At 74.4% G+C, this 20,762-nt stretch carries 15 protein-coding genes; 6 read left to right on the top strand and 9 right to left on the bottom strand.

All coding sequences use genetic code 11. From position 1 onward, the window contains the following. Window positions 1-161 precede the first annotated feature (161 nt). The 3 genes from eccE (at window position 162) to ACGFZN_RS30030 (ending at window position 5,736) form a co-directional block, all read left to right on the top strand. Window positions 162-1,499, top strand: coding sequence for a type VII secretion protein EccE (eccE, locus tag ACGFZN_RS30040; RefSeq protein WP_393861593.1), 1,338 nt, complete (start codon window positions 162-164; stop codon window positions 1,497-1,499). Window positions 1,500-1,564: 65 nt separating this feature from the next. After that, window positions 1,565-2,275: a hypothetical protein gene (locus ACGFZN_RS30035; RefSeq protein WP_393861615.1), complete on the top strand. Its 711-nt coding sequence runs from the start codon at window positions 1,565-1,567 to the stop codon at window positions 2,273-2,275. A gap of 347 nt (window positions 2,276-2,622) precedes the next feature. Then, window positions 2,623-5,736 (top strand): SCO5717 family growth-regulating ATPase, encoded by a 3,114-nt coding sequence (locus ACGFZN_RS30030; protein WP_393861592.1) that lies wholly within the window; start codon window positions 2,623-2,625, stop codon window positions 5,734-5,736. Window positions 5,737-5,847: 111 nt separating this feature from the next. On the opposite strand, the gene ACGFZN_RS30025 is transcribed toward ACGFZN_RS30030, so the two are convergent. From ACGFZN_RS30025 to rimP, 9 genes are all read right to left on the bottom strand, one after another. Then, window positions 5,848-6,795: a bifunctional riboflavin kinase/FAD synthetase gene (locus ACGFZN_RS30025; protein ID WP_393861591.1), complete on the bottom strand. Its 948-nt coding sequence runs from the start codon at window positions 6,793-6,795 to the stop codon at window positions 5,848-5,850. Between the two features lie 139 nt (window positions 6,796-6,934). Then, complete coding sequence (locus tag ACGFZN_RS30020; protein WP_393861590.1) at window positions 6,935-11,203, bottom strand: hypothetical protein; 4,269 nt, start codon at window positions 11,201-11,203, stop codon at window positions 6,935-6,937. A gap of 260 nt (window positions 11,204-11,463) precedes the next feature. Then, window positions 11,464-12,369 carry a tRNA pseudouridine(55) synthase TruB gene (gene truB / locus ACGFZN_RS30015; protein ID WP_393861589.1) on the bottom strand — a complete coding sequence of 302 codons (906 nt, stop codon included), beginning with the start codon at window positions 12,367-12,369 and terminating at the stop codon, window positions 11,464-11,466. Beyond that, entirely contained in the window at window positions 12,366-12,824 is a 459-nt protein-coding gene (rbfA, locus tag ACGFZN_RS30010) for a 30S ribosome-binding factor RbfA (RefSeq protein ID WP_360152816.1), read from the bottom strand. The genes truB and rbfA overlap by 4 nt, the downstream gene beginning before the upstream one ends. A gap of 62 nt (window positions 12,825-12,886) precedes the next feature. Further along, the gene (locus tag ACGFZN_RS30005) at window positions 12,887-13,180 is read right to left on the bottom strand and encodes a DUF503 domain-containing protein (protein ID WP_030216812.1); all 294 of its coding nucleotides are present in this window, start codon (window positions 13,178-13,180) and stop codon (window positions 12,887-12,889) included. 168 nt (window positions 13,181-13,348) lie between these two features. Beyond that, window positions 13,349-16,387, bottom strand: coding sequence for a translation initiation factor IF-2 (infB, locus tag ACGFZN_RS30000; RefSeq protein WP_393861588.1), 3,039 nt, complete (start codon window positions 16,385-16,387; stop codon window positions 13,349-13,351). 145 nt (window positions 16,388-16,532) lie between these two features. Then, window positions 16,533-16,829, bottom strand: coding sequence for a YlxR family protein (locus tag ACGFZN_RS29995; RefSeq protein WP_393861587.1), 297 nt, complete (start codon window positions 16,827-16,829; stop codon window positions 16,533-16,535). 128 nt (window positions 16,830-16,957) lie between these two features. Further along, entirely contained in the window at window positions 16,958-17,947 is a 990-nt protein-coding gene (gene nusA / locus ACGFZN_RS29990; protein ID WP_393861586.1) for a transcription termination factor NusA, read from the bottom strand. Between the two features lie 2 nt (window positions 17,948-17,949). After that, on the bottom strand, window positions 17,950-18,462 hold the full coding sequence (rimP, locus tag ACGFZN_RS29985; protein WP_393861585.1) for a ribosome maturation factor RimP: 513 nt from the start codon (window positions 18,460-18,462) through the stop codon (window positions 17,950-17,952). A gap of 279 nt (window positions 18,463-18,741) precedes the next feature. Between rimP and ACGFZN_RS29980 the strand changes: the two genes are divergently transcribed. From ACGFZN_RS29980 to ACGFZN_RS29970, 3 genes are all read left to right on the top strand, one after another. Further along, entirely contained in the window at window positions 18,742-19,251 is a 510-nt protein-coding gene (locus ACGFZN_RS29980; RefSeq protein ID WP_393861584.1) for a hypothetical protein, read from the top strand. Further along, on the top strand, window positions 19,248-19,730 hold the full coding sequence (locus tag ACGFZN_RS29975) for a ferritin-like domain-containing protein (RefSeq protein WP_393861583.1): 483 nt from the start codon (window positions 19,248-19,250) through the stop codon (window positions 19,728-19,730). Before ACGFZN_RS29980 ends, ACGFZN_RS29975 begins: the two co-directional genes overlap by 4 nt. 70 nt (window positions 19,731-19,800) lie before the next feature. Further along, complete coding sequence (locus ACGFZN_RS29970) at window positions 19,801-20,712, top strand: aminoglycoside phosphotransferase family protein (RefSeq protein WP_393861582.1); 912 nt, start codon at window positions 19,801-19,803, stop codon at window positions 20,710-20,712. The last annotated feature ends 50 nt before the right edge of the window (window positions 20,713-20,762 follow it).

The raw sequence follows: 20,762 nt of genomic DNA, 5'->3' as shown, positions 1-20,762 counted from the left end.
GCCGGGGCACCACGCTCCCCCGCCCTCCGTTGTCGGACCCGGCCCCTACTATGCCTGGTACGGAACGAGTCTTGCGGAGCGGGTAGGGTACCGGGGCACTCAAGGGCCTTGTTCAGTGGCCTGGTTCCAGCGAGTTGTGAGCAAATCGGGGGGATGCCGTGATGGCTTCCGGAACGCGGACGCGAGCGCGCGGCCGATCGGCGGCACGAGGTCGCGCGGCCGGGTCCGCGTCGCCGACAGGCGAGAGGTCCGCCCAGCGCGCAGTCGCGCAGCAGCAGATCACGCTCGCCCTCAGGCCGCGGCCGGGCCAGGCAGGTTCATTCCGTTTGCAACGGCTCGTGCTGGTGGAGCTGGCGGCCGCCGCGCTGGTGGTCGGCCTCGCCATCGGGATGGTCGCGCTCGTGCCCGCCGCAGTCGTGGCCGTCGCGCTGGTCCTGCTGGCCTTCGTACGGCGGCGGGGCCGTTCCCTGCCCGAGTGGCTCGCCACCGCGCGGGAGCTCCGGGCGCGCCAGAAACGGGCCGCGAGCACATCGATACCGCCCGGTACGGAGCCGGGACTTGTCCCTGCCGTGGAGTGCGAGCCCGCCCTGCGGACGTACTCCTACGGCCCCCGTGACCGGCGCCCGGTGGGCGTCGTCGGCGACGGCACCTTCGTCACGGCCGTGCTCCAGGCGGAGGCCGACGCCACCGCACTGCGGGCCGAGCGGAGTCGGCAGCCGCTGCCGGTCGCCCTGGTGCGGGACGCTCTGGACGTGGACGGGATCCGTCTGGAGTCGGCTCAGATCGTGCTGCACACCCAGCCGGCGCCCGCGCTGCATCTGCCTCAGCAGTCCGTCGCCGTGTCCAACTACCTTCCGCTGCAGGAGCAGACGGGGGCCCCGGCGGTGCGCATCACCTGGATCGCGCTGAAGCTCGACCCCGAGCTGTGCGCGGAGGCCGTGGCCGCACGCGGTGGCGGGCTGCTCGGCGCCCAGAAGTGCGTCGTGCGGAGCGCGGACCATCTCGCGAGCCGGCTGACCGGCGCCGGTTTCCGGGCGCACGTGCTCGACGAGGAGGAGCTGGTCGCCGCGCTCGCCACCTCAGCCTGCGCCAATCCGCTGGTCACGGCGGAGGCCGGGCGCAGCCAGGCCCGGGAGCGGCGCACGGAGGAGTCCGGGCGCAGCTGGCGCTGCGACAACCGTCGGCACACGACGTACTGGGTCAGACGCTGGCCCGACCTGGGCGGCGGCCGGGGCGAGTCCCTGCCGCACTTCGTCGCCCGGGTCACCGCGATACCGGCCCTCGCGACCACGTTCAGCCTCACCCTCACACGCGGCGAGCGGCAGGAGGTCACCCTGTCCGCGCATCTGCGGGTGACCGGCCGCAGCGACGACGAACTCGTGGCAGCGCGACGGGCGCTGGAGGGCGCGGCCCGGCAGGCGGGCGCCGGCCTGGCCCGCCTCGACCGTGAACAACTGCCCGGAATGCTGGCCACGCTGCCCCTCGGAGGTGCGCGGTGACGACGATCCCGACGACATCCCCGACGCAGGGCAGTGAGGCACTGGCGGCATCCGGGCCGCGCCGGATGGGCGACCTGCTGCGACACGGACTGGGGTTGATCGGACCCCGGCACGGGAGGCACGGACTGCCCGCACAGCACCTGGACACGCTCGCCCTGCCCATCGGGGACGACGGCGTCGTTGCAGGGGTCGACGCCGAGGGCCAGCCGGCCGTGCTGGGCATCAACCGGCCGACGCCGTACGACGTCGTGCTGATCGGTGGCCTGTGGACCGCGCAGGTGCTGGCGTTGCGCTCGGCGGCCACGGGCGCGCGGGTCGCCGTCGAGACCGGCCGGCCGCAGGCCTGGATGCAGATGGTGCACGCCATGGGAGGCGGGCAGAACGGACTGTCCGTGTATGACGTCGGCCGGGTGCCTCCGCAGGGTGCCTCCGCCGGAACGCCCGTGCTGGTGGTGCGCGACTGCGGCATGCGGCCCCCGCGCGGCCGTGTGGTGTCAGGGCCCTGGCAGTCGGTGCTGACTCTCCTGCCGTATCTCAGCCCGGTCGCGCCCCGGCTGCTGCGCCAGGCACGGCTCGCCGGAATCCAGCGGGTCTCTCCGGACGAGGCCGCCGAGCTGGGTCGGACGATGGGCCTTTCGCGGACCGAGGTGGAGTCGCTGCCCGCACTGCCCGACGGCGTCACCCTGTGGTGCACGGATCGTGACCGGCAGTACGTGATGACCCAACCCACCGACGCCGAGATCGGATTGTTGGGCACTCCTCGCCGGATGGACTGAACTGCCCTTACCACCCGTTTTGTTCGGGTCGCTCGTGGTCTCTGTTCGCCCGTTGTCCGCCGATTAGTCCTGAATTCCTGCGCGCGGTCGAGGGGTCAACGGGGCCGTTTCGATTGCACGGTGACCCTGTCGACATGTGCTCGGAGGCGGGCGGGCCTGCCGGGGGACGGCTCGTGGTGATTAGGCTGGGAGCGGGCGCGATGGCACAACCCGTTGACCGGGCGATCGGTGTCCCAGGGGGAGGACCGCCGACTCGGACTGCCCCGAACGACTACGGACGACTCGGAACGACACGACACGGTCGCCCCGGCACGGCACGAGGGTGTTCGACCACACCAGGAGGAACTGTGAACAGCGATCGGGACGGGATCCGCGGGGGCTGGGACACACCCGACGACGACCAGACCGACGCGGAGTCCGCCATCGAGATGACGGGCGAGTTCACCATCGACTACGCGCCGCCCGCCTGGTACACGCAGAACGCCCAGGGTTCGTCCGGTGCGCCCTCGTCGTCGCCGGTGCCGCCGCCTCCGCCGGCGAACAGTGCCCCGTACACCCCGCCCGCTCCTGCGCAGGCCGCCCCGTACGGACCGCCCCAGGGGACGCCGCCCCAGGGCACTCCGTACGCGCCGCCGCCCCCGCAGGCACAGCCCGCGCCCTACGCTCCTCCGGCGCCGCCCGCCGGGGACCCCGTCCCGATGCCCCGGTTGCCGGAGGGATTCGAGCCGCAGCAGCCGCATGCCGCCCCGCAGGCACAGCCGGAGGCTCCGGCGCCGGCCGTAGACCCGGAGAGCGGCAACGGGGACCTGGAGAGCGGGGCCACCATGCGGTTCTCCGCCGTGGCCCTGAAGCGCGAGATGGCCGAGATCGCCGAGCGCGCGGCGGCCGCCGCCCAGCAGATCGGTTCTGGCGACAAGGGCCCGGACGAGGGCGCCGACGGCATTGCCGAGGAGCGGTCGGACGAGGAACGGTCGGACGAGGGGTCCGCCGGTTCCGCGCAGGATGCCGCCGCCCTGCAGGAGGAGGCCGGGGAGGACAAGAGTCCCGGCGAGCGTGAGGGCGACGTCGAGGGTGAGGGCGAGGAGCAGGGCCGGCCTGAGGACGCGGCCGGGAGCGACGCCGTTGCGGAGGCCGAGGACACGGCCGGTGCTCCGGACGAGTCCGCGCAGGACGCCGAGGCCGGGGACAGCGAGTCCGGCGAGGACGAGTCCGGCGCCGCCCAGTCCGCCGACGCGACATCCGAGAACGGCGCGCCTGACGCCGCCCAGTCGGACGCCTCCTCGTCCACGGACGCGGGCGCCGACGCGGGCGCGCAGGAGGCCGTGGCACCCGGCGTCTCCCCCGCCGCCGACGCCGCCCCGCAATCCGGCGAGCCTCAGACCGGCACGCCGGAGAGCGGCGGTCAGGCGGACGGCGCCTCGCAGCCGGGCGCTCCGCAGGCCGCCGTGCCGCCGGCGCCCGTCCAGGGCGGTCAGGACGGCGCTTCCGGCTGGACGCCTCCGCCCGCGCCGCAGAACGGGGTGCCCCCGCTGCCGCCGTCGTACCAGCCCGCGGCGCCCGCTCCGGCGGCCCAGTGGCCCGTGCAGCAGCAGCCCGGCCCGATGCCCGGCCAGCCGCAGCCGGCGGCCGCTCAGGGACCCGGCCCGATGCCCGGCCAGCAGCCGCCGTTCCAGCCGCAGGCCCCTCAGCCCGCGCCCGCGGCCTGGAACCAGGCGCAGCAGAACCAGCCCGGCGCGCCCGCCGCACCGCAGCCCGGACAGCCGAACCCGGCGGGGCAGCCGACCCCCGCGGGCCCCAACGCCCAGCCCCAACCGAGCGGTTACGGCTTCCCGCCGCCCCCGGCAACCCAGCCCCACCCCAACGGCCCCGGCCCGGCGGGCGGTTACGGCTTCCCGCAGCCCGGAACCCGCAACGCCCAGCCGGAGCCGAGCGGTTACGGCTTCCCCCAGCCGCCCACCGCCCAGCCGCAGCCACAGCCGCAGCCAGGGGGTTACGGCTTCCCGCAGCCCGGCGTGCAGGCGGGTACCCCGAACGCGCAGCCGCGGCCCGGCGGTTACGGGTTCCCGCCGCCTCCGCAGGGTCAGGGCGGCGCACCTGCAGCCGAGGCTCAGGGGGCGCAGCAGGCCCCGCAGGCTCCCCACGCCCCGCAGGCCCCGCACGCGCCCGTGGATCCGCGCTCCGGGGCCGCCTGGCCGCAGCCCGTTCAGCACGACCAGCGGCAGCCCACCAACCCCGGTGCCGCGCCCCTCGGTTACACGGCCGCCGTGGAGCTGTCCTCGGACCGGCTGCTCAACAACAAGCGGCAGAAGGCGAAGAGCGGGCGGCCCGCGGCGGCGGGCGGCCGGTTCAAGCTCGGCGGCAAGAAGGAGGAGGCCGAGCGGCAGCGCAAGCTGGAGCTGATCCGCACGCCGGTGCTGTCCTGCTACCGGATCGCGGTCATCAGCCTCAAGGGCGGTGTCGGGAAGACCACGACCACCACCGCGCTCGGCTCCACCCTCGCCACCGAGCGGCAGGACAAGATCCTCGCCATCGACGCCAACCCGGACGCGGGCACGCTCGGGCGGCGGGTGCGCCGGGAGACCGGGGCCACCATCCGCGACCTCGTCCAGGCGATCCCGTACCTCAACTCGTACATGGACATCCGGCGGTTCACCTCGCAGGCGTCCTCCGGTCTGGAGATCATCGCCAATGACGTGGACCCGGCCGTCTCGACCACGTTCAACGACGAGGACTACCGGCGCGCGATCGACGTGCTCGGCCGGCAGTACCCGATCATCCTGACCGACTCGGGCACGGGCCTGCTGTACAGCGCCATGCGCGGGGTGCTCGACCTCGCCGACCAGTTGATCATCATCTCCACGCCGTCCGTGGACGGCGCGAGCAGCGCCAGTACGACGCTGGACTGGCTGGGCGCGCACGGGTACGCCGACCTGGTCTCCCGCTCGCTCACCGTGATCTCCGGGGTCCGCGAGACCGGCAAGATGATCAAGGTCGAGGACATCGTGGCGCACTTCGAGACGCGCACCCGCGCGGTCGTGGTCGTGCCGTTCGACGAGCATCTGGCCGCCGGCGCCGAGGTGGACCTCGACATGATGCGGCCGAAGACGCGCGAGGCGTACTTCAACCTGGCCGCGCTGGTCGCCGAGGACTTCACCCGCCACCAGCAGGCGCACGGCCTGTGGACCAGCGACGGCAACCCGCCGCCGGTGGCCGCCCCGCCGATGCCGGGCCAGGCCATGCCGGGCCAGCCCTACCCGCAGGCGCCGGGGCAGCCGTACCCGCCGCAGCAGGGCCAGCAGCCCTATCCTCCGCGGCAGCCGGGACAGCAGCCGTATCCGCCGCAGCAGCCGTACCCGCAGGCCGCCCCGGGGCAGCAGCCGTATCCGCAGCAGCAGGGGCAGCCGCCCCAGCCCGGGGCGTACGGCTACCCCCAGCCGCCGCAGGCCCCGCCCCATCAGTAGGACCGCACGGCAAAGGGCGGCCGGTGCTCAGCGCACCGGCCGCCCTCGTGTGTCAGAGGCCCCCGGGAGCAGGGGAAGCGAGGAACCGGGGAACCGGGAAACCGCCGGCGGCTAGCCCTCCGCCGCCACGATCTCCCGGCAGCGCTTCACGTCGGCGGCCATCTGCTCCAGCAGGGCCTCCAGCGTGTCGAACTTCGCCTGGCCGCGCACGTACGCGAGGAAGTCGACGGCGACGTGCAGGCCGTACAGGTCGAGGCCGACGCGGTCGATGGCGTACGCCTCCACCGTGCGCTCGGTGCCGTCGAACTGCGGGTTCGTGCCGACGGAGATCGCAGCCGGCATGGCCTCGCCCTCGACGTGCAGGTAACCGGCGTACACGCCGTCGGCGGGGATCGCGGTGTGCGGGAGCGTCTCGACGTTGGCCGTCGGGAAGCCCAGTTCGCGGCCGCGCTGGGCGCCGCGCACGACCACGCCCTCCACCCGGTGCGGGCGGCCCAGGATCTCCCGGGCCCCCTCGACGTCGCCCTCGGCGACCAGGCGGCGGGTCAGCGTGGAGGAGAACGGCAGGCCGCCGCCCGCCTCGCCGGTGAGGTACAGGTCGACGACCTCGACCTCGAAGTCGTACACCTTGCCCTGTTCGGCGAGGAAGTCCACGTTGCCGGCGGCCTTGTGGCCGAAGCGGAAGTTCGGGCCCTCGACGACCGCCTTCGCGTGCAGCTTGTCCACCAGGACCTTGACCACGAAATCGGCGGGCGAGAGCTTCGAGAACTCGGTGGTGAAGGGCAGGATGAGGACCGCGTCCACGCCCAGGTCCGCCATCAGTTCGGCGCGGCGGTGGTGCGGGGCGAGCAGCGGCGGGTGGCTGCCGGGGCGGACGACCTCGCTGGGGTGCGGGTCGAAGGTGACCACGACGGCGGGGACGCCCAGCTCGCGGGCGCGGTCGACGGCGTGCTTGATGATCAGCTGGTGGCCGCGGTGGACGCCGTCGTAGGAACCGATGGTGACGACGCTGCGCCCCCAGTCCTGGGGGATGTCCTCCAAGCCACGCCAGCGCTGCACTGTGACCGCTCCTCGAACCCGTGTCCAAACGACGCCTAAGACTTGCGCAGGTCTAAGGGTGCCATGCCGGGTGCCCCGGACCCGCATCGGTATCGGGGCTGTGACGGGGCGCACGTCCGCGGCCACGGACCGTCACCGCTCATGCCGGTACACCGACGCCCGAGAGGTTCTCGAGCATGCGGCGGGTGCTGGGGCCGACCACGGCGGCCCATTCGTCCGGGGCGGCGGCCAGCCAGCCGGTCATGCGGGCGGCGAAACCGGGCACCTGCCGCCCCAGGTCGACCAGGCCGCGGTCGAAGCGGGCGGCGCCCTCGGGGGTGCGGACGAGCAGCAGGCCGGCGCGGTGGACGAGTCCGCGGACCTCCTCCTCCCGGTCGTCGCCGTGTCCGGTGGCGGCGGCGTGCAGGACGGCGTCCACCACGGACGGGTCCTGTTCCCGGGCGAGCAGCGGCTCCAGCAGCTCCCGGCGCAGCGGCCGGCAGGCGGGGGTGCCGGCCGCTGCGAGGACGCCGGCGAGGGCCGCGCGGAGGTGGTCGGGTCCGTCGTCGAGCAGGCCGGTGACCAGGGGCAGCAGTACGGGCCGGACGGTGGGGCCCTCGGCGAGGCGCCGGTCGACGTGGGCGGCGATGCGCCGGGCGAGCGAGGGGCGCGACCGTGCCGACTCCCGCAGGAGAGCTGCGACGCGGCGGGCGAGCGCCGGGGTGGTGACGTCGGTGAGGGTGCGCAGCGTCTCGTCCGGGTGCGTCTCCGCCGTGCCCGGGTGCGTCTCCGCCGTGCCCGGGTGCGTCTCCGCCGTCTCCGGGTGTGTCTCCGCCGTCTCCGGGTGCGCCCTTGCCTGGTGGGTTTCCGTCCCGGCCGGGCGGCACAGCCGGGCGCGGAAGGCATCGAGGACCGGTTCGGGGTGGGTGGTCAGGGCGGGGGCAAGGGCGCTCGGCGGGAGATGGGGATCGCCGTCGGCGAAGTGCCGCAGGGCTGCGGCGAGGTGCCGGTCGCGGCTGTGCGGATCGCGTACCAGCAGGGCGAGGGCGCCGCCGTGCAGGGCGCGGTCGGCGGGGCGGGCGAGCAGGGTGAGGGCGGCGTAGCGCAGCAGCCGGCGGTCGGCTTCCGAGTGGACGTACCGGGCCGCGCGCAGCCCGTGGGTCACGGCCGCCAGGTGGCGGGCGGGGCGTTCGTCGTGCGCCCAGCGGTCGACGGCCCGGCAGACGGCGGCCGGCTCGTCCTCGGCGAGGGTGGCGAGCAGTTCGTCGGCGCGCCGGTGCCCGCTCGCCGCCAGGACCTCGGTGAGGTCGTCCAGCGCGGCGTGCCGGTGGGTGTGCAGCAGGGCCTGCGCGGCGGTCGCGACGGTGGCGTGCGGGGTCGCGGGCAGCGGCCGTTCGTCGTCGAACCAGCGGATCAGCGCCGGCTGTACGACGGCGGGGGCGGCGGCGAGCAGCCGGGCGACGGCGTCGAGGTAGCGCTCGCCGGGCTCCGAGGGCGCCTGGTCGGCCGGCACGAGCCGGCGCAGCAGGTCGAGCCGCTCGGTGTCGGTGACCGGCAGTTCGGTCCAGAAACCGGGACCGAACTCGGCCGGCACCGGCAGCGCGGCGCGGCGCCAGGCGACGATCCGGTCCGCGAGCCGCCGCAGCGCCTCCGTGTACGGCGTGGCGTCCGGGACCTGGAGCAGGGTGCGGGCGAGCAGTCGCGCGGCCCACCAGGAGCCGGGGTCACGGTCCAGGGCGTCCGTCAAGTCCCGCAGCCGGGCGGCGAGTTGCCGGTGGCCGCGCTGCCGCCCGAGGAGCAGCAGGGCCTGTACGACCGGGCCGGCGCGGTGGTGCGGCACGGGCACCGGGTGGGGGGCGCCGGCGCGGTGGACCAGGGCGTGCAGGGCCGCGTCGAGATCGAGGTGCATGCCCTGGATCCAGTCGGCCAGTTCCTCGTGTGCGAAGCGGTAGCCGCGGCCGGCCGGGACGAGGAGGCCTTCGGCGAGGACGGCGGACGCCCAGCCGGTGCCGCCGCCGAGCCGTCCCGGGGCGGGCCCCCAGGGAAACACCGCCTCGAACGACGCCCGGTCCAGCTCCCCCTGCCCCGGGCCGAGGCTCCGCCGGGCGGCTTCGTGCACCTGCCCGGCCACCCGCGCGGCGAGCAGGCGTACGGGCGTCCCGCGCAGCCCGCCCTCGGCGGCGAGCCGGACCGCGATCCGCAGGCACATCAGGTCCAGGTGAGCGGCGAACACGTCATGCCGGTCGAGCGGCACGGCACCGGCCTGCACGTCCGGCGCGGCGGCCCGCACCTCGGCCAGCAGCCGCAGGGTGAGCGGGTGCCGGGCATCACGCTCGGCCAGAAGGCCGTCCGGCAGCCCGTAACGGGCCCGGGCCAGCCTGGCCTCGTCGTCGGTCAGGTCGGTAAGGCGCAGACAGGGCGGGAGGGAGGCGGGGAGGCCTGTGCCGACCGCATCGGCGGCGGGGGTGGCGTGGGCGGTGCGGAAGGTCGCGGTGCCGAGCTTGGCGCCGGGCGCGATGGCGATGTTGGTGCCGGGCAACGTGGCCGCGGTGCCAGCGGCGACCGGAGTGGCGCAAGCACCGGCGGTCGCGGCGCCTGGCAGGGCCGTGAAGGCGGCGGAGGGCGTGCCGGTGACCGGCGCGGTCGCCACGACGGCCGGAGCGACGAAAACCCCGGACGTCCCGGCGCCCGGCGAAGCCACGTCAGCGGTCTCGCTCAGGGCCGGGTCGACGAAAGCCCCGGAGGCTCCCGCACCGGACGCGGCTGCCTCGACGGTCTCGGCCACACCCGGAGCAGCGCAACCCGCGAAGCGCCCCGCACCCGCCGCCACCACGTCGCCCACCTCGGCCGCACCCCCACCGACGAAAACCCCGCAGCCCCCCGCAGCCGACACCGCCACGTCGCCCGTCTCGGTCCCACCCGGAGCGACGAAGACGTCGGTGGCCCGGGGTCCTGCGGGGGCGGTGGGAGGCGTCGGGGTGTGCAGCAGGTCGGTGGGGAATTCCGCTCCCGCATGCTCCCAGTACTCCTCTCCGCAGGCCACCACCAGACGTGTGCCGGTCCGGCGGAGCCACTCCGCCGTGCCCCGGGTCCAGTCGGGGAGGCGGTGGGCGAGGACGGGGGGCATCTCCTCGGGGCCGTCCAGGACCAGCAGGAGCGGGCGGCCGGCGCGGGCGGCGAGCTGGGCCAGGTCGTCGGGGGTGAGGTCGCCGAGGGAGTCGGGGTGGGCGTGGCGGGCCGCGGCGACGATGCGGGCCGCCCGTTCCAGGGCGCGGCGGGCCGCGTCGGCCAGGGAGGCGTCGGTGTCCTCCAGGTCGGCGCCGCGCAGCCACAGGGTCGGGGCGGGCCGCTCGCCATGGGCCCGGCGGGCGGCGAGGTCCGCCAGTACCGTCGTACGGCCGCTGCCCGGGGCGCCGACGAGCCCGAGGACGGACCGGCCGCCGTCGGTGAAGGCGGCCAATTCCCTGACGACATCGGGGCGCTCGACCGGTTCCACGGTGCCGGCGAGGGACCGTTGCGGGCCGTCCTGGCCGACCGAAGTCCCGGTGAGCTGCAGGATGCCGGCCAGGTTGAGGTCGGCGCCGTAGGCGGGCACGGTCGCCGCGTTGCGGGCGAGCAGCTCGGCGAGGGGACCGCCGGTGGGCCGCAGTGGCACCGCGAACCCGGTGTCGCGCTGTGCGGAGTGCAGGGCGGTGCCGAGGACGCCGAGGACAGCGCCGGTCCGCGCGTCCAGCACCGGTCCCCCGGCCGCGCCGCCGCCCAGCCGCAGCGCGTCCCGCCCGGCCGTGCCGATGGCCAGCTCCAGCGCGTCGGGCAGGAGGTGGAAGCGGTCGGTGGCGGTGTACGTCACCTCGGTCGCGGCCAGGATCCGCGCCTCCCGCCAGCAGCCCGCGGGGAGCCGTACGTAGGTTCCGGCGTCGATCCGGTCCCGGACGGTCAGCGGCAGCGGGTCGAGGCCCAGGCCGTCGGTGCGGACCAGGGCCAGGTCGAGGGCGGGGAGCGGAGTCACGGCATCGGCGGCCACCACGCAGGTGCGGTCGCCGCCCGCCGTCTGCAGCACGAGCCGGGGCAGGCCGTCGACGGCCTCGTGGCTGGTGACCAGGGTGCCCTGGTGATCGGCGAGAAACCCGAGGCCCCGGGGCCGCCCGGCGAGGTCGCGGATCTGGACGAGGGGCGGGTGCGGGTGGTCGGTGACGGCGCCGGGGACGGACGGGGCCGCCGTGCCGGGACCTGGCGTGTCCGTGCCGCCGGCCGTGCGTGCGGCGTGTTCGAAGCAGGCCGCGCCCGTGGTGTAGCCGACGGCGCCGGCGCCCGGCGCGCTGTGGGGACCGGCCGTGTCCCCGGCGGCCGTGCGGTCCCCGCCGGGGCCGCGGAAGCCGTCCGTCGGCGGCCGGCGAGCGTCTCCGGTGCGCGGACCCCGTTCCGCCATGGCCGTACCTCCCCGCTCTCGCCCGCGTGACCTCTCCTGCGACGGTAAGGCGCAGGATGATCTACGGGACAGATCGCGTGGCGAACGCGCCCCCTTCCGCTCCCCCGGTTCACTCCGAGCGCCTGCCCGGACGGGTGAATAGGCGGGAGCCGCTGGATAACCCTAGGGGTGGGGGAACCGAGGGGGGACCGTGGAGCGGCGGCAGGGGCACACCCCGTGGCCGGCCGCCGCTCCACGGACACGCGCCTTCGCGCGGGAGCTCAGCCGAAGACGGCCACGCTCTTGGCCTTGCCCTTGTGCTGTTCGACGAGCGCGAGGAAGCGGCCCTCGGGGTCGAAGACGGCGACAGGACCGGCGCCCGCGTACTCGTCGGGCATCTCCAGCCGGACGCCGTTCAGCAGCAGCCGGGCGCGCCGGGCGTCGACCTGCCAGCGCGGGAACGCGGCCGCGGCGGCGTCCGCGATCGGCATCACGGTCAGCTCCTGCTGCAGCTGGTCCAGCGTCTTCGCCGTGTCGATCCGGTACGGCCCGACGCGCGTCCGGCGCAGTGCGGTGAGATGGCCGCCGACGCCGAGGCCGGCGCCCAGGTCACGGGCGAGGGCGCGGATGTATGTGCCGGAGGAGCAGACGACGGAGACGACCAGGTCGAGCACCGGGGTGCCGTCGTCGGCGACGGCGTCCCGGACGTCGTACACCGCGAAGGAGGAGACCGTCACCGGCCGGGCCGGGATGTCGAACTCCTCGCCCTCGCGGGCCCGCTTGTACGACCGCACGCCGTTGATCTTGATGGCGCTGACCTTGGACGGCACCTGCATGATGTCGCCGGTCAGCTTGGCGATCCCGGCGTCGATGGCGTCCCGGGTCACCTTGGAGGCGTCGGTGGACGAGGTGATCTCGCCCTCGGCGTCGTCGGTGACCGTGTTCTGGCCCAGGCGGATGGTGCCCAGGTACTCCTTCTCGGTGAGGGCGAGGTGCCCGAGGAGCTTGGTGGCGCGCTCGACGCCGAGGACCAGCACGCCGGTCGCCATCGGGTCGAGGGTGCCGGCGTGGCCGACGCGGCGGGTCCTGGCGATCCCGCGCATCTTGGCGACCACGTCGTGCGAAGTGAAGCCCGACGGCTTGTCGACGATGACGAGGCCGTCGGGCGTGGTGTGCTTCTGGGTCATTCCGCGGCGTCGCCGTCCGTGTCGGTCTCGTCCTCGGCCGGCTTGCGGTAGGGGTCCGCGCCGGCGGCGTACGTGGCGCCGGTGGCCGCCTCGCGGACCTTCGCGTCGGACTGCCGGGCCTTGTCGAGGAGGTCCTCGATGGTCCGGGCGGTGTCCGGCAGGGCGTCCGCGACGAAGGTCAGGGTGGGCGTGAACTTCACCCCGGCGGCGCGGCCGACCTCGGAGCGCAGGATGCCCTTGGCGCTCTCCAGTCCGGCCGCGGCGGCCTTGCGCTCCTCGTCGTCGCCGTAGACCGTGTAGAAGACGGTCGCCTCCCGCAGGTCACCCGTGACCCGGGTGTCCGTGATGGTGACGTGCGAGCCGAGCCGCGGGTCCTTGATCCCGCGCTGCAGCTTCTGGGCCACCACCTCCCGGATGAGGTCCGCCAGCCTTTTCGCCCGCGCGTTGTCGGCCACTGGTCCGTCTCCCGTTCCTTTGTTTCTTCTTGCGTTGCTGTGGTCTGCTCGGCGTCGTCGTGTCAGTCGTCTTCGCCGTGGAAGCGCCGTCGTACGGACAGCAGCTCGACCTCGGGGCGGCCGGCGACCAGCCGTTCGCACCGGTCCAGCACGTCGGTGAGGTGCGCCGCGTCGCCGGAGACCATGGCGAGACCGATGACCGCTCGCCGGTGGAGGTCCATGTGGTCCACCTCTGCCGCGCTCACCGCGTACTTGCGCTGGAGTTCGGCGACGATGGGGCGGACGACGGAGCGCTTCTCCTTCAGCGAGTGGACGTCGCCGAGGAGGAGATCGAAGGACAGAGTCCCCACGTACATGGTGTGTGCCGGGTTAACCCGCCGGTACGGGATCGATGGTCTGGAGCCACCGTACCGCGTGCCTGTCGGCGGCTCGACCGGGTTTCTCCGGCGCCGTCCGCCCCCGGGAACGGCAAGCTGGCCGGCGGGACCGAGATCCCGCCGGCCAGCTTCAGGCACCGTCGGCCGTTACGCCCGCGGCTTCTCCCGCATCTCGTACGTAGCGATGACGTCGTCGACCTTGATGTCGTTGAAGTTGCCGAGGTTGATACCGCCCTCGTAGCCTTCGCGGATCTCGGTGACGTCGTCCTTGAAGCGACGCAGGCCCTCGATGGTGAGGTTCTCCGCGACCACCTTGCCGTCGCGGATGAGGCGGGCCTTGGTGTTGCGGCGCACCTCGCCGGAGCGGATGAGGACACCGGCGATGTTGCCCAGCTTGGACGACTTGAAGACCTCGCGGATCTCCGCCGTACCCAGCTCGACCTCTTCGAACTCCGGCTTGAGCATGCCCTTGAGGGCCGCCTCGATCTCCTCGATCGCCTGGTAGATGACCGAGTAGTACCGGACGTCCACACCCTCGCGCTCGGCCATCTGCGCCGCGCGGCCGGCCGCGCGGACGTTGAAGCCGATCACGATGGCGTCGGAGCCCATCGCCAGGTCGATGTCGGACTCCGTGACCGCACCGACGCCGCGGTGCAGCACGCGGATGTCGACCTCTTCGCCGACGTCCAGCTGGAGCAGGGAGGACTCGAGAGCCTCGACGGAACCGGAAGCGTCACCCTTGATGATCAGGTTCAGCTGCTGGACCTCGCCGGCCTTGAGCACCTTGTCCAGGTCCTCCAGGGACACGCGGCGCGTGCGCTTGGCGAAGGCCGCGTTGCGCTCGCGGGCGGCGCGCTTCTCGGCGATCTGACGGGCCGTACGGTCCTCGTCGACCACCAGGAAGTTGTCACCCGCACCCGGGACGTTGGTCAGGCCCAGGACCTGGACCGGCGTCGACGGGCCGGCCTCGGCGACGTTGTTGCCGTTGTCGTCGAGCATGGCGCGCACGCGACCGTAGGCGTCGCCCACGACCATCGTGTCGCCGACCCGCAGCGTGCCTCGCTGGACGAGGACCGTCGCCACGGCACCACGGCCGCGGTCGAGGCGGGACTCGATCGAGATGCCCTGCGCGTCCTGGTTCGGGTTGGCCCGCAGGTCGAGCGAGGCGTCGGCCGTGAGGATCACGGCCTCCAGCAGCGAGTCGATGTGCAGACCCTGCTTGGCGGAGATGTCGACGAACATGGTGTCGCCGCCGTACTCCTCGGCCACCAGGCCGTACTCGGTCAGCTGACCGCGCACCTTGGTCGGGTCGGCGCCCTCGACGTCGATCTTGTTCACCGCGACCACGATCGGCACGTCGGCCGCCTTGGCGTGGTTGAGCGCCTCGACCGTCTGCGGCATGACGCCGTCGTTGGCCGCGACGACCAGGATCGCGATGTCGGTCGACTTCGCACCGCGGGCACGCATGGCGGTGAACGCCTCGTGACCCGGGGTGTCGATGAAGGTGATCTTGCGCTCTTCGTCGTTGACCTGGGTCGCGACCTGGTAGGCACCGATGTGCTGGGTGATGCCGCCGGCCTCGCCCGCGATGACGTTCGTCTTGCGGATCGCGTCGAGCAGTCGGGTCTTTCCGTGGTCGACGTGACCCATGACGGTCACCACCGGCGGACGGACGACCAGGTCCTCCTCGGACCCCTCGTCCTCGCCGAACTCGATGTCGAAGGACTCGAGCAGCTCGCGGTCCTCCTCCTCCGGGCTGACGATCTGAACCGCGTAGTTCATCTCGTCGGCGAGGAGCTGCAGGGTCTCGTCGGAGACGGACTGCGTGGCCGTGACCATCTCGCCGAGGTTCATCATGACCGCGACGAGGGACGCCGGGTTTGCGTTGATCTTCTCCGCGAAGTCGGTGAGCGACGCGCCGCGGGAGAGACGGATGGTCTCGCCGTTGCCGCGCGGCAGCATCACGCCGCCGACGCTCGGGGCCTGCATGGCCTCGTACTCCTGGCGACGCTGCCGCTTCGACTTGCGGCCACGACGCGCGGGACCACCGGGACGGCCGAAGGCGCCCTGCGTGCCACCGCGGCCACCGGGGCCGCCGGGACGGCCACCGAAGCCGGGACGGCCGCCGCCGCCACCACCGGGACCACCCGGACGGCCGGCGAAGCCGCCGCCACCGCCGCCGCCACCGGGACGGCCGGCGAAGCCGCCGCCGCCACCGCCACCGGGACGACCGGCGAAGCCGCCACCGGGACGACCGCCGCCGCCACCGGGACGAGCACCGGGACCGCGGCCGCCGGGGCCACCGCCGCCGGGACGCGGGCCGGCAGCGGGACGCTGCGGCATCATGCCCGGGTTCGGACGCGGACCGGCCGGGCCGGGACGCGGACCGCCCTGCGGCCGGGGCATGCCGGCCGGGGACGGACGGGGACCGCCGGGAGCCTGCGGACGCGGACCGCCGCCCTGGGCGCCGGGCGCCTGGGGACGGGGAGCGCCGCCGGGACCGGGACGCGGACCGCCCTGCGGGCGCGGGGCCTGCGGGCGGGCCATGCCGGTGGAGCCACCGGAGGTGAAGGGGTTGTTGCCCGGACGCGGACCGGCCGGACGGGCGCCCGGACGCGGGGCCTGACCGCCGGGACGCTGGCCACCCTGGCCCGGACGGGCCTGACCCTGGCCGGGGCCACCCGGACGGGCGCCACCGGGCTTCGGCGCGCCGGGACGGGCGCCGGGGCGCGGACCCTGCGCGGCCGGGGCCTGCGGGGTCTGGGCGGGCGGAGCCGTGAACTCGGGGGCGGCCGGAGCCGGACGCGGCGCGGGCTTGGGACCCGGCACCGGACGCGGGCCCGGGGCCGGCGCCGAGGGAGCCGACGGCGTGGCGGGCTGCTCGGCAGCCGGCGCCGCCGGAGGCTTGGGAGCTGCCGGCCGCGGGGCCGGGGCAGCAGGACGTGCCGCCTGCGCCGGAGAGGGCGCGGGGGCGGGCTTGGGGGAAGCCTTGCGGGGGGCGGGCTTGCCGGCGGACTTGCCGTTGCCACCACCCTGGAAGGCGTCGGTCAGCTTGCGTACAACCGGCGCTTCGATGGTCGAAGACGCCGAACGGACGAATTCACCGAGTTCCTGGAGCTTGGCCATGACGACCTTGCTCTCGACACCGAACTCCTTGGCGAGTTCGTAGACCCGGACCTTAGCCACTTCGCTCCTTTGAGGTCCGGGTTGAAGCCGGACCGTCGCTAGTTCATGGGCGTACTCATCGCGTACTCATCGAGTGCTCATCGCAATCTCGACCTGCTTTCGACTCGCGAGGTACCAGGCCGCACGGGGTTCCGTACGGCACGTCTTACGGTGTTGCCTGCTCGGCAACTCTTGTCTGCTCGACGTATCGGCGCAACGCCTTTGTGTCGAGCGGCCCCGGGACGCGCAGTGCCCGCGGGAACGCCCGGCGGCGTACCGCCTGGTCGAGACAGACCAGGGCGGGGTGTACGTACGCACCCCGGCCGGGCAGCGTACCGCGAGGATCGGGGACGCAGGCGTCCTCGATCTTCACGATCCGCAGGAGATCGTTCTTGGCCGCCCGCTCCCGGCACCCCACACAGGTGCGCTCAGGGCGTGCTCGGGCGTGCGTCCGGCCAGACACAGTTAAGTCTACCTCCCCGTACCGACCTCACCCCTTCGGGGCAGAGATCGAACGGCTGTTGTCGTAAACCTAGCGACCGGCGGCTGGGATCTATTCCCGGAGCCGCGCGGTCACGGGGCGTCACTCGGTCACTCGGCGGCGGCCGGCTCGGTGTCGGGCCGGATGTCGATCCGCCAGCCGGTGAGCCGCGCGGCGAGGCGGGCGTTCTGGCCCTCCTTGCCGATGGCCAGCGACAGCTGGTAGTCCGGCACGGTCACCCGGGCGGACCGCGTGGCCATGTCGACGACCTCCACCTTGCTCACCCGAGCGGGTGACAGGGCGTTCGCCACCATCTCGGCCGGGTCGTCCGACCAGTCGACGATGTCGATCTTCTCGCCGTTCAGCTCGCCCATCACATTGCGCACCCGGCCGCCCATGGGGCCGATGCAGGCGCCCTTGGCGTTCAGGCCCGAGCGGGTGGACCGGACGGCGATCTTGGTGCGGTGACCGGCCTCACGGGCGATCGCGGCGATCTCCACCGAGCCGTCGGCGATCTCCGGCACCTCCAGGGCGAAGAGCTTCTTCACCAGGTTGGGGTGCGTACGGGACAGGGTCACGGAGGGGCCGCGGACGCCCTTGGCCACCCGGACGACGTAACTGCGCAGGCGCATGCCGTGCGGGTAGGTCTCGCCCGGCACCTGCTCCTGCACCGGCAGGATGGCCTCCAGCTTGCCGATGTCGACCAGCACGTTCTTCGGGTCGCGGCCCTGCTGGACCACGCCCGTGACGATGTCGCCCTCGCGGCCGGCGTACTCGCCGAGCGTCGCGTCGTCCTCGGCGTCGCGCAGCCGCTGCAGGATCACCTGCTTGGCCGTGGTGGCGGCGATCCGCCCGAAGCCGGACGGGGTGTCGTCGAACTCGCGGGGCTCCTGGCCCTCCTCGAGGTCCTCGGGGTCCTCCTTCGCCCACACGGTCACATGCCCGGTCTCCCGGTTGAGCTCCACGCGCGCGTGTCGGCGGCTTCCCTCGGTGCGGTGGTAGGCGATGAGGAGGGCCGACTCGATCGCCTCGACCAGCAGGTCGAAGGAGATCTCCTTCTCCCGAACCAAGCCCCGCAGGGCGCTCATGTCGATGTCCACGGCTACGCCTCCTCCTCTTCCTTCATGTCCTTCTTGCTGTCCTTGCGGTTGAACTCGACCTGCACGCGCGCCCTGGCGATCTCCGGGAAGCCGAGTCTGCGGGTGGTGGCCTTGCGGCCCTTCACTCCGGGGACCTCGACCTGCAGACCGTCCTCGTCGACCTCCAGGATCCGGGCGAGAAGCTCGCCGCCCTCGGTCAGCTGGAACTTCACGAGCCGGTCGGTGGCGCGCACGAAGTGCCGGTGCTCGGTGAGGAGGCGCTCCGCGCCGGGGGTTCCGACCTCCAGGTCGTACGCCGCGTCGCCCATCGCGTTGGTCTCGTCGAGCTTCGCCGAGAGCGCACGGCTCACATCGGCGATGGCGTCCAGGTCGGCTCCGGCGTCGGAGTCGACGACCACGCGCAGCACCCGCTTGCGTCCGACGGAGTCCACGGCGATCTCTTCGAGATCCAGTCCCTGGGAGATGACGAGCGGTTCGAGCAGCTCTCGCAGCCTCTCGCTCTGGGTGGTGCTCATCCGGGTGACTCCTCGGCCGCGTGTGCTGTTGTGGGATGGGTCGCGTGTCTGGTCAAAGCGTATCCGGTCGCGGGGAGTGTCGCCGTCCACCTGTGGACAACCGGGGTGATCAGTGGGGAAAGCCGGGCCCGCAGGGACGTTTCGCCTGCCCGTGCGGGGCCGTCGGTGCCGATGAGTGGCGTGGGACGGGCGCGCGGGTACCGTGATCACGGACGTGCCGACCACCTGTGCGGCCTTCCGTCAGGTTTTCCCTCCGTACGAGCCCCGAGGACGTCTGCAGTGCCGTACCCCCCGCCGCCGCGCATCCCCACCGGGCCGCGCAGAAGATCCCTGCTCGCCTCGGCCGCCGGCGCCGCCCTGCTGGCGGGCTGCACGGCCGATCCGGACGCCGGCGGCGGCGCGGCCTCCTCGGCGGCGCAGCGGGCACGCGCGCGTGCGGCGGGTGACAGCCGGGCGCTGCTGGCGCGGTACGACGCCGTCCTCGCCGCGCATCCGGGGCTCGCCGGGCGGCTGGGCCCGCTGCGGGCCGAGGTCGCCGCGCACGTCCGGGCGTTCCGGGACGGCGCGTCGCCCGTGCCGGCGACGTCCTCGGCCTCCCCGTCCCCCGTTCCGCAGGTGCCTGCCGCCGAGAAGGACGCGCTCGCGGGGCTCGCCGCGGCCGAGCGCACCCTCGCCGACCAGCGGGCCAAGGCCCTGCTGGACGTGCCCGGCGAGCTGGCTCGGCTGCTGGCGTCGGTGGCGGCGGCCGGGGCCACGCACGCGTACCTGCTGACCGAGGGGGCGAAGTGAGCGACGGGGCGAAGCGGGCCGAGCTGACGGCCCTGCAGGCGGCGCTGGCCGCGGAGCACGCGGCGGTGTACGGCTACGGCGTCGTCGGCGGCCGGATCGGCGCGGCGCGGCGGAGCGAGGCGCGGGCGGCCTATGACGCGCACCGGGCGCGCCGCGACGCGCTGACCCGGGAGGTCCGCGACCTGGGCGGGGAGCCGGTCGCCGCGAACGCCGCGTACGCGCTGCCGTTCCCGGTGCCGGACGCGCCCGCCGCCGTACGGCTCGCCGCCCGGCTGGAGGACCGGGTGGCCGGCGTCTACGCGGACCTGGTGCGGGCCGCGACGGGCGCGCGGCGCGCCTCGGCCGCCGCGGCGCTGCGCGAGGCCGCGGTGCGCGCGGTGCGCTGGAGCGGGGAGAGCGTAGCCTTCCCTGGGCTCGCCGAGCGGGCCGGCGAGGGGACGGGTGCGGCCGGTGCCGCCCCGTCGGCCTCCGCCCGGTGACACCCTGACCGGGTGACCCGCCAGGTGTGCCCGTAGGACAGGACCCGGACCGGAAGGGAACGACTCGCGCATGGCTTTCGAACCGCCGCCGCGCCTGGTACGGGCGCTCGGTGAGACGGCGCCGGACGGGGACGACTGGCTCGCCCGGTTGCCCGCGCTCGCCGAACAGGCCGTGGCCGGGCGCGGGTTGACCGTGGAGCGGGTGCAGGTGCCGGGCGGCCGCAGCAGTCTGGTGGTGCTGGTGCGGCGCCCGGACGGCACCCCTGCCGTGCTGAAGCTGGCCCCGCCCCGGGCCCGCCCGGCAAGCGAGCGCGCGGCGCTGGCGCACTGGGGCGGCCTGGGCGCCGTACAGCTGCTGGAGGAGCGCGCGGACGAGGGGGCGGAGGAAGGGGTGCTGCTGCTGGAGCGGCTGCACCCCGATGTGTCGGTGCGGTCGCTGCCGGAGGCGAAGGCGCTGCTGGAGGCCGCGGGCACGCTCCGGCGGCTGTGGGTCGCGCCGCCCGCAGGTCACGTCTTCGAGACGGTCGTGGAGCGCACGGGGCGGCAGGCGGCTGCGATGCGGGCCGGCGCCGAGGCCGAGCCCGAGGTGGCGCCGCTGGTCGACGCGGCGCTCTCGGCCCGGGACGAGCTGGTCGCCGCCCCGCCCGAGCACCAGTTGCTGCACGGCACGTTCCGGCAGAGCAAGGTGCTCGCCGGGGAGCGGATGCCGTGGCTCGCGGTGGGGCCGGACCCGGTGGTCGGCGAGTGCGCGTTCGACCTGGCGCGGCTGGTGCGTGACCGCGTGGAGGACCTGATCGCGACCGCCTCCGGCCCGTCGACGACCCGCCGCCGCATCAAGCGCCTCGCCGAGTCCCTGGAGGTGGACCAGGACCGCCTGCGCGGCTGGACCCTGTTCCGGGCGGTGGAGTCGGGCGTGCGCGCGCTGCGGGTGGGGCGGCCCAAGGACGGGGAACTGCTGCTGGAGTTCGCGGGCTGGCTGTGACCGACCGGGCGAGCGGCCCTGTGATCAGGCGGCGAAAGGCCCCCTGGGAC

Source organism: Streptomyces sp. NPDC048192 (genome assembly GCF_043202415.1).
Lineage (GTDB): Bacteria > Actinomycetota > Actinomycetes > Streptomycetales > Streptomycetaceae > Streptomyces.
The sequence above is the reverse complement of the archived record's forward strand: the minus strand, read 5'-3'. Positions and strand labels throughout refer to the sequence as shown.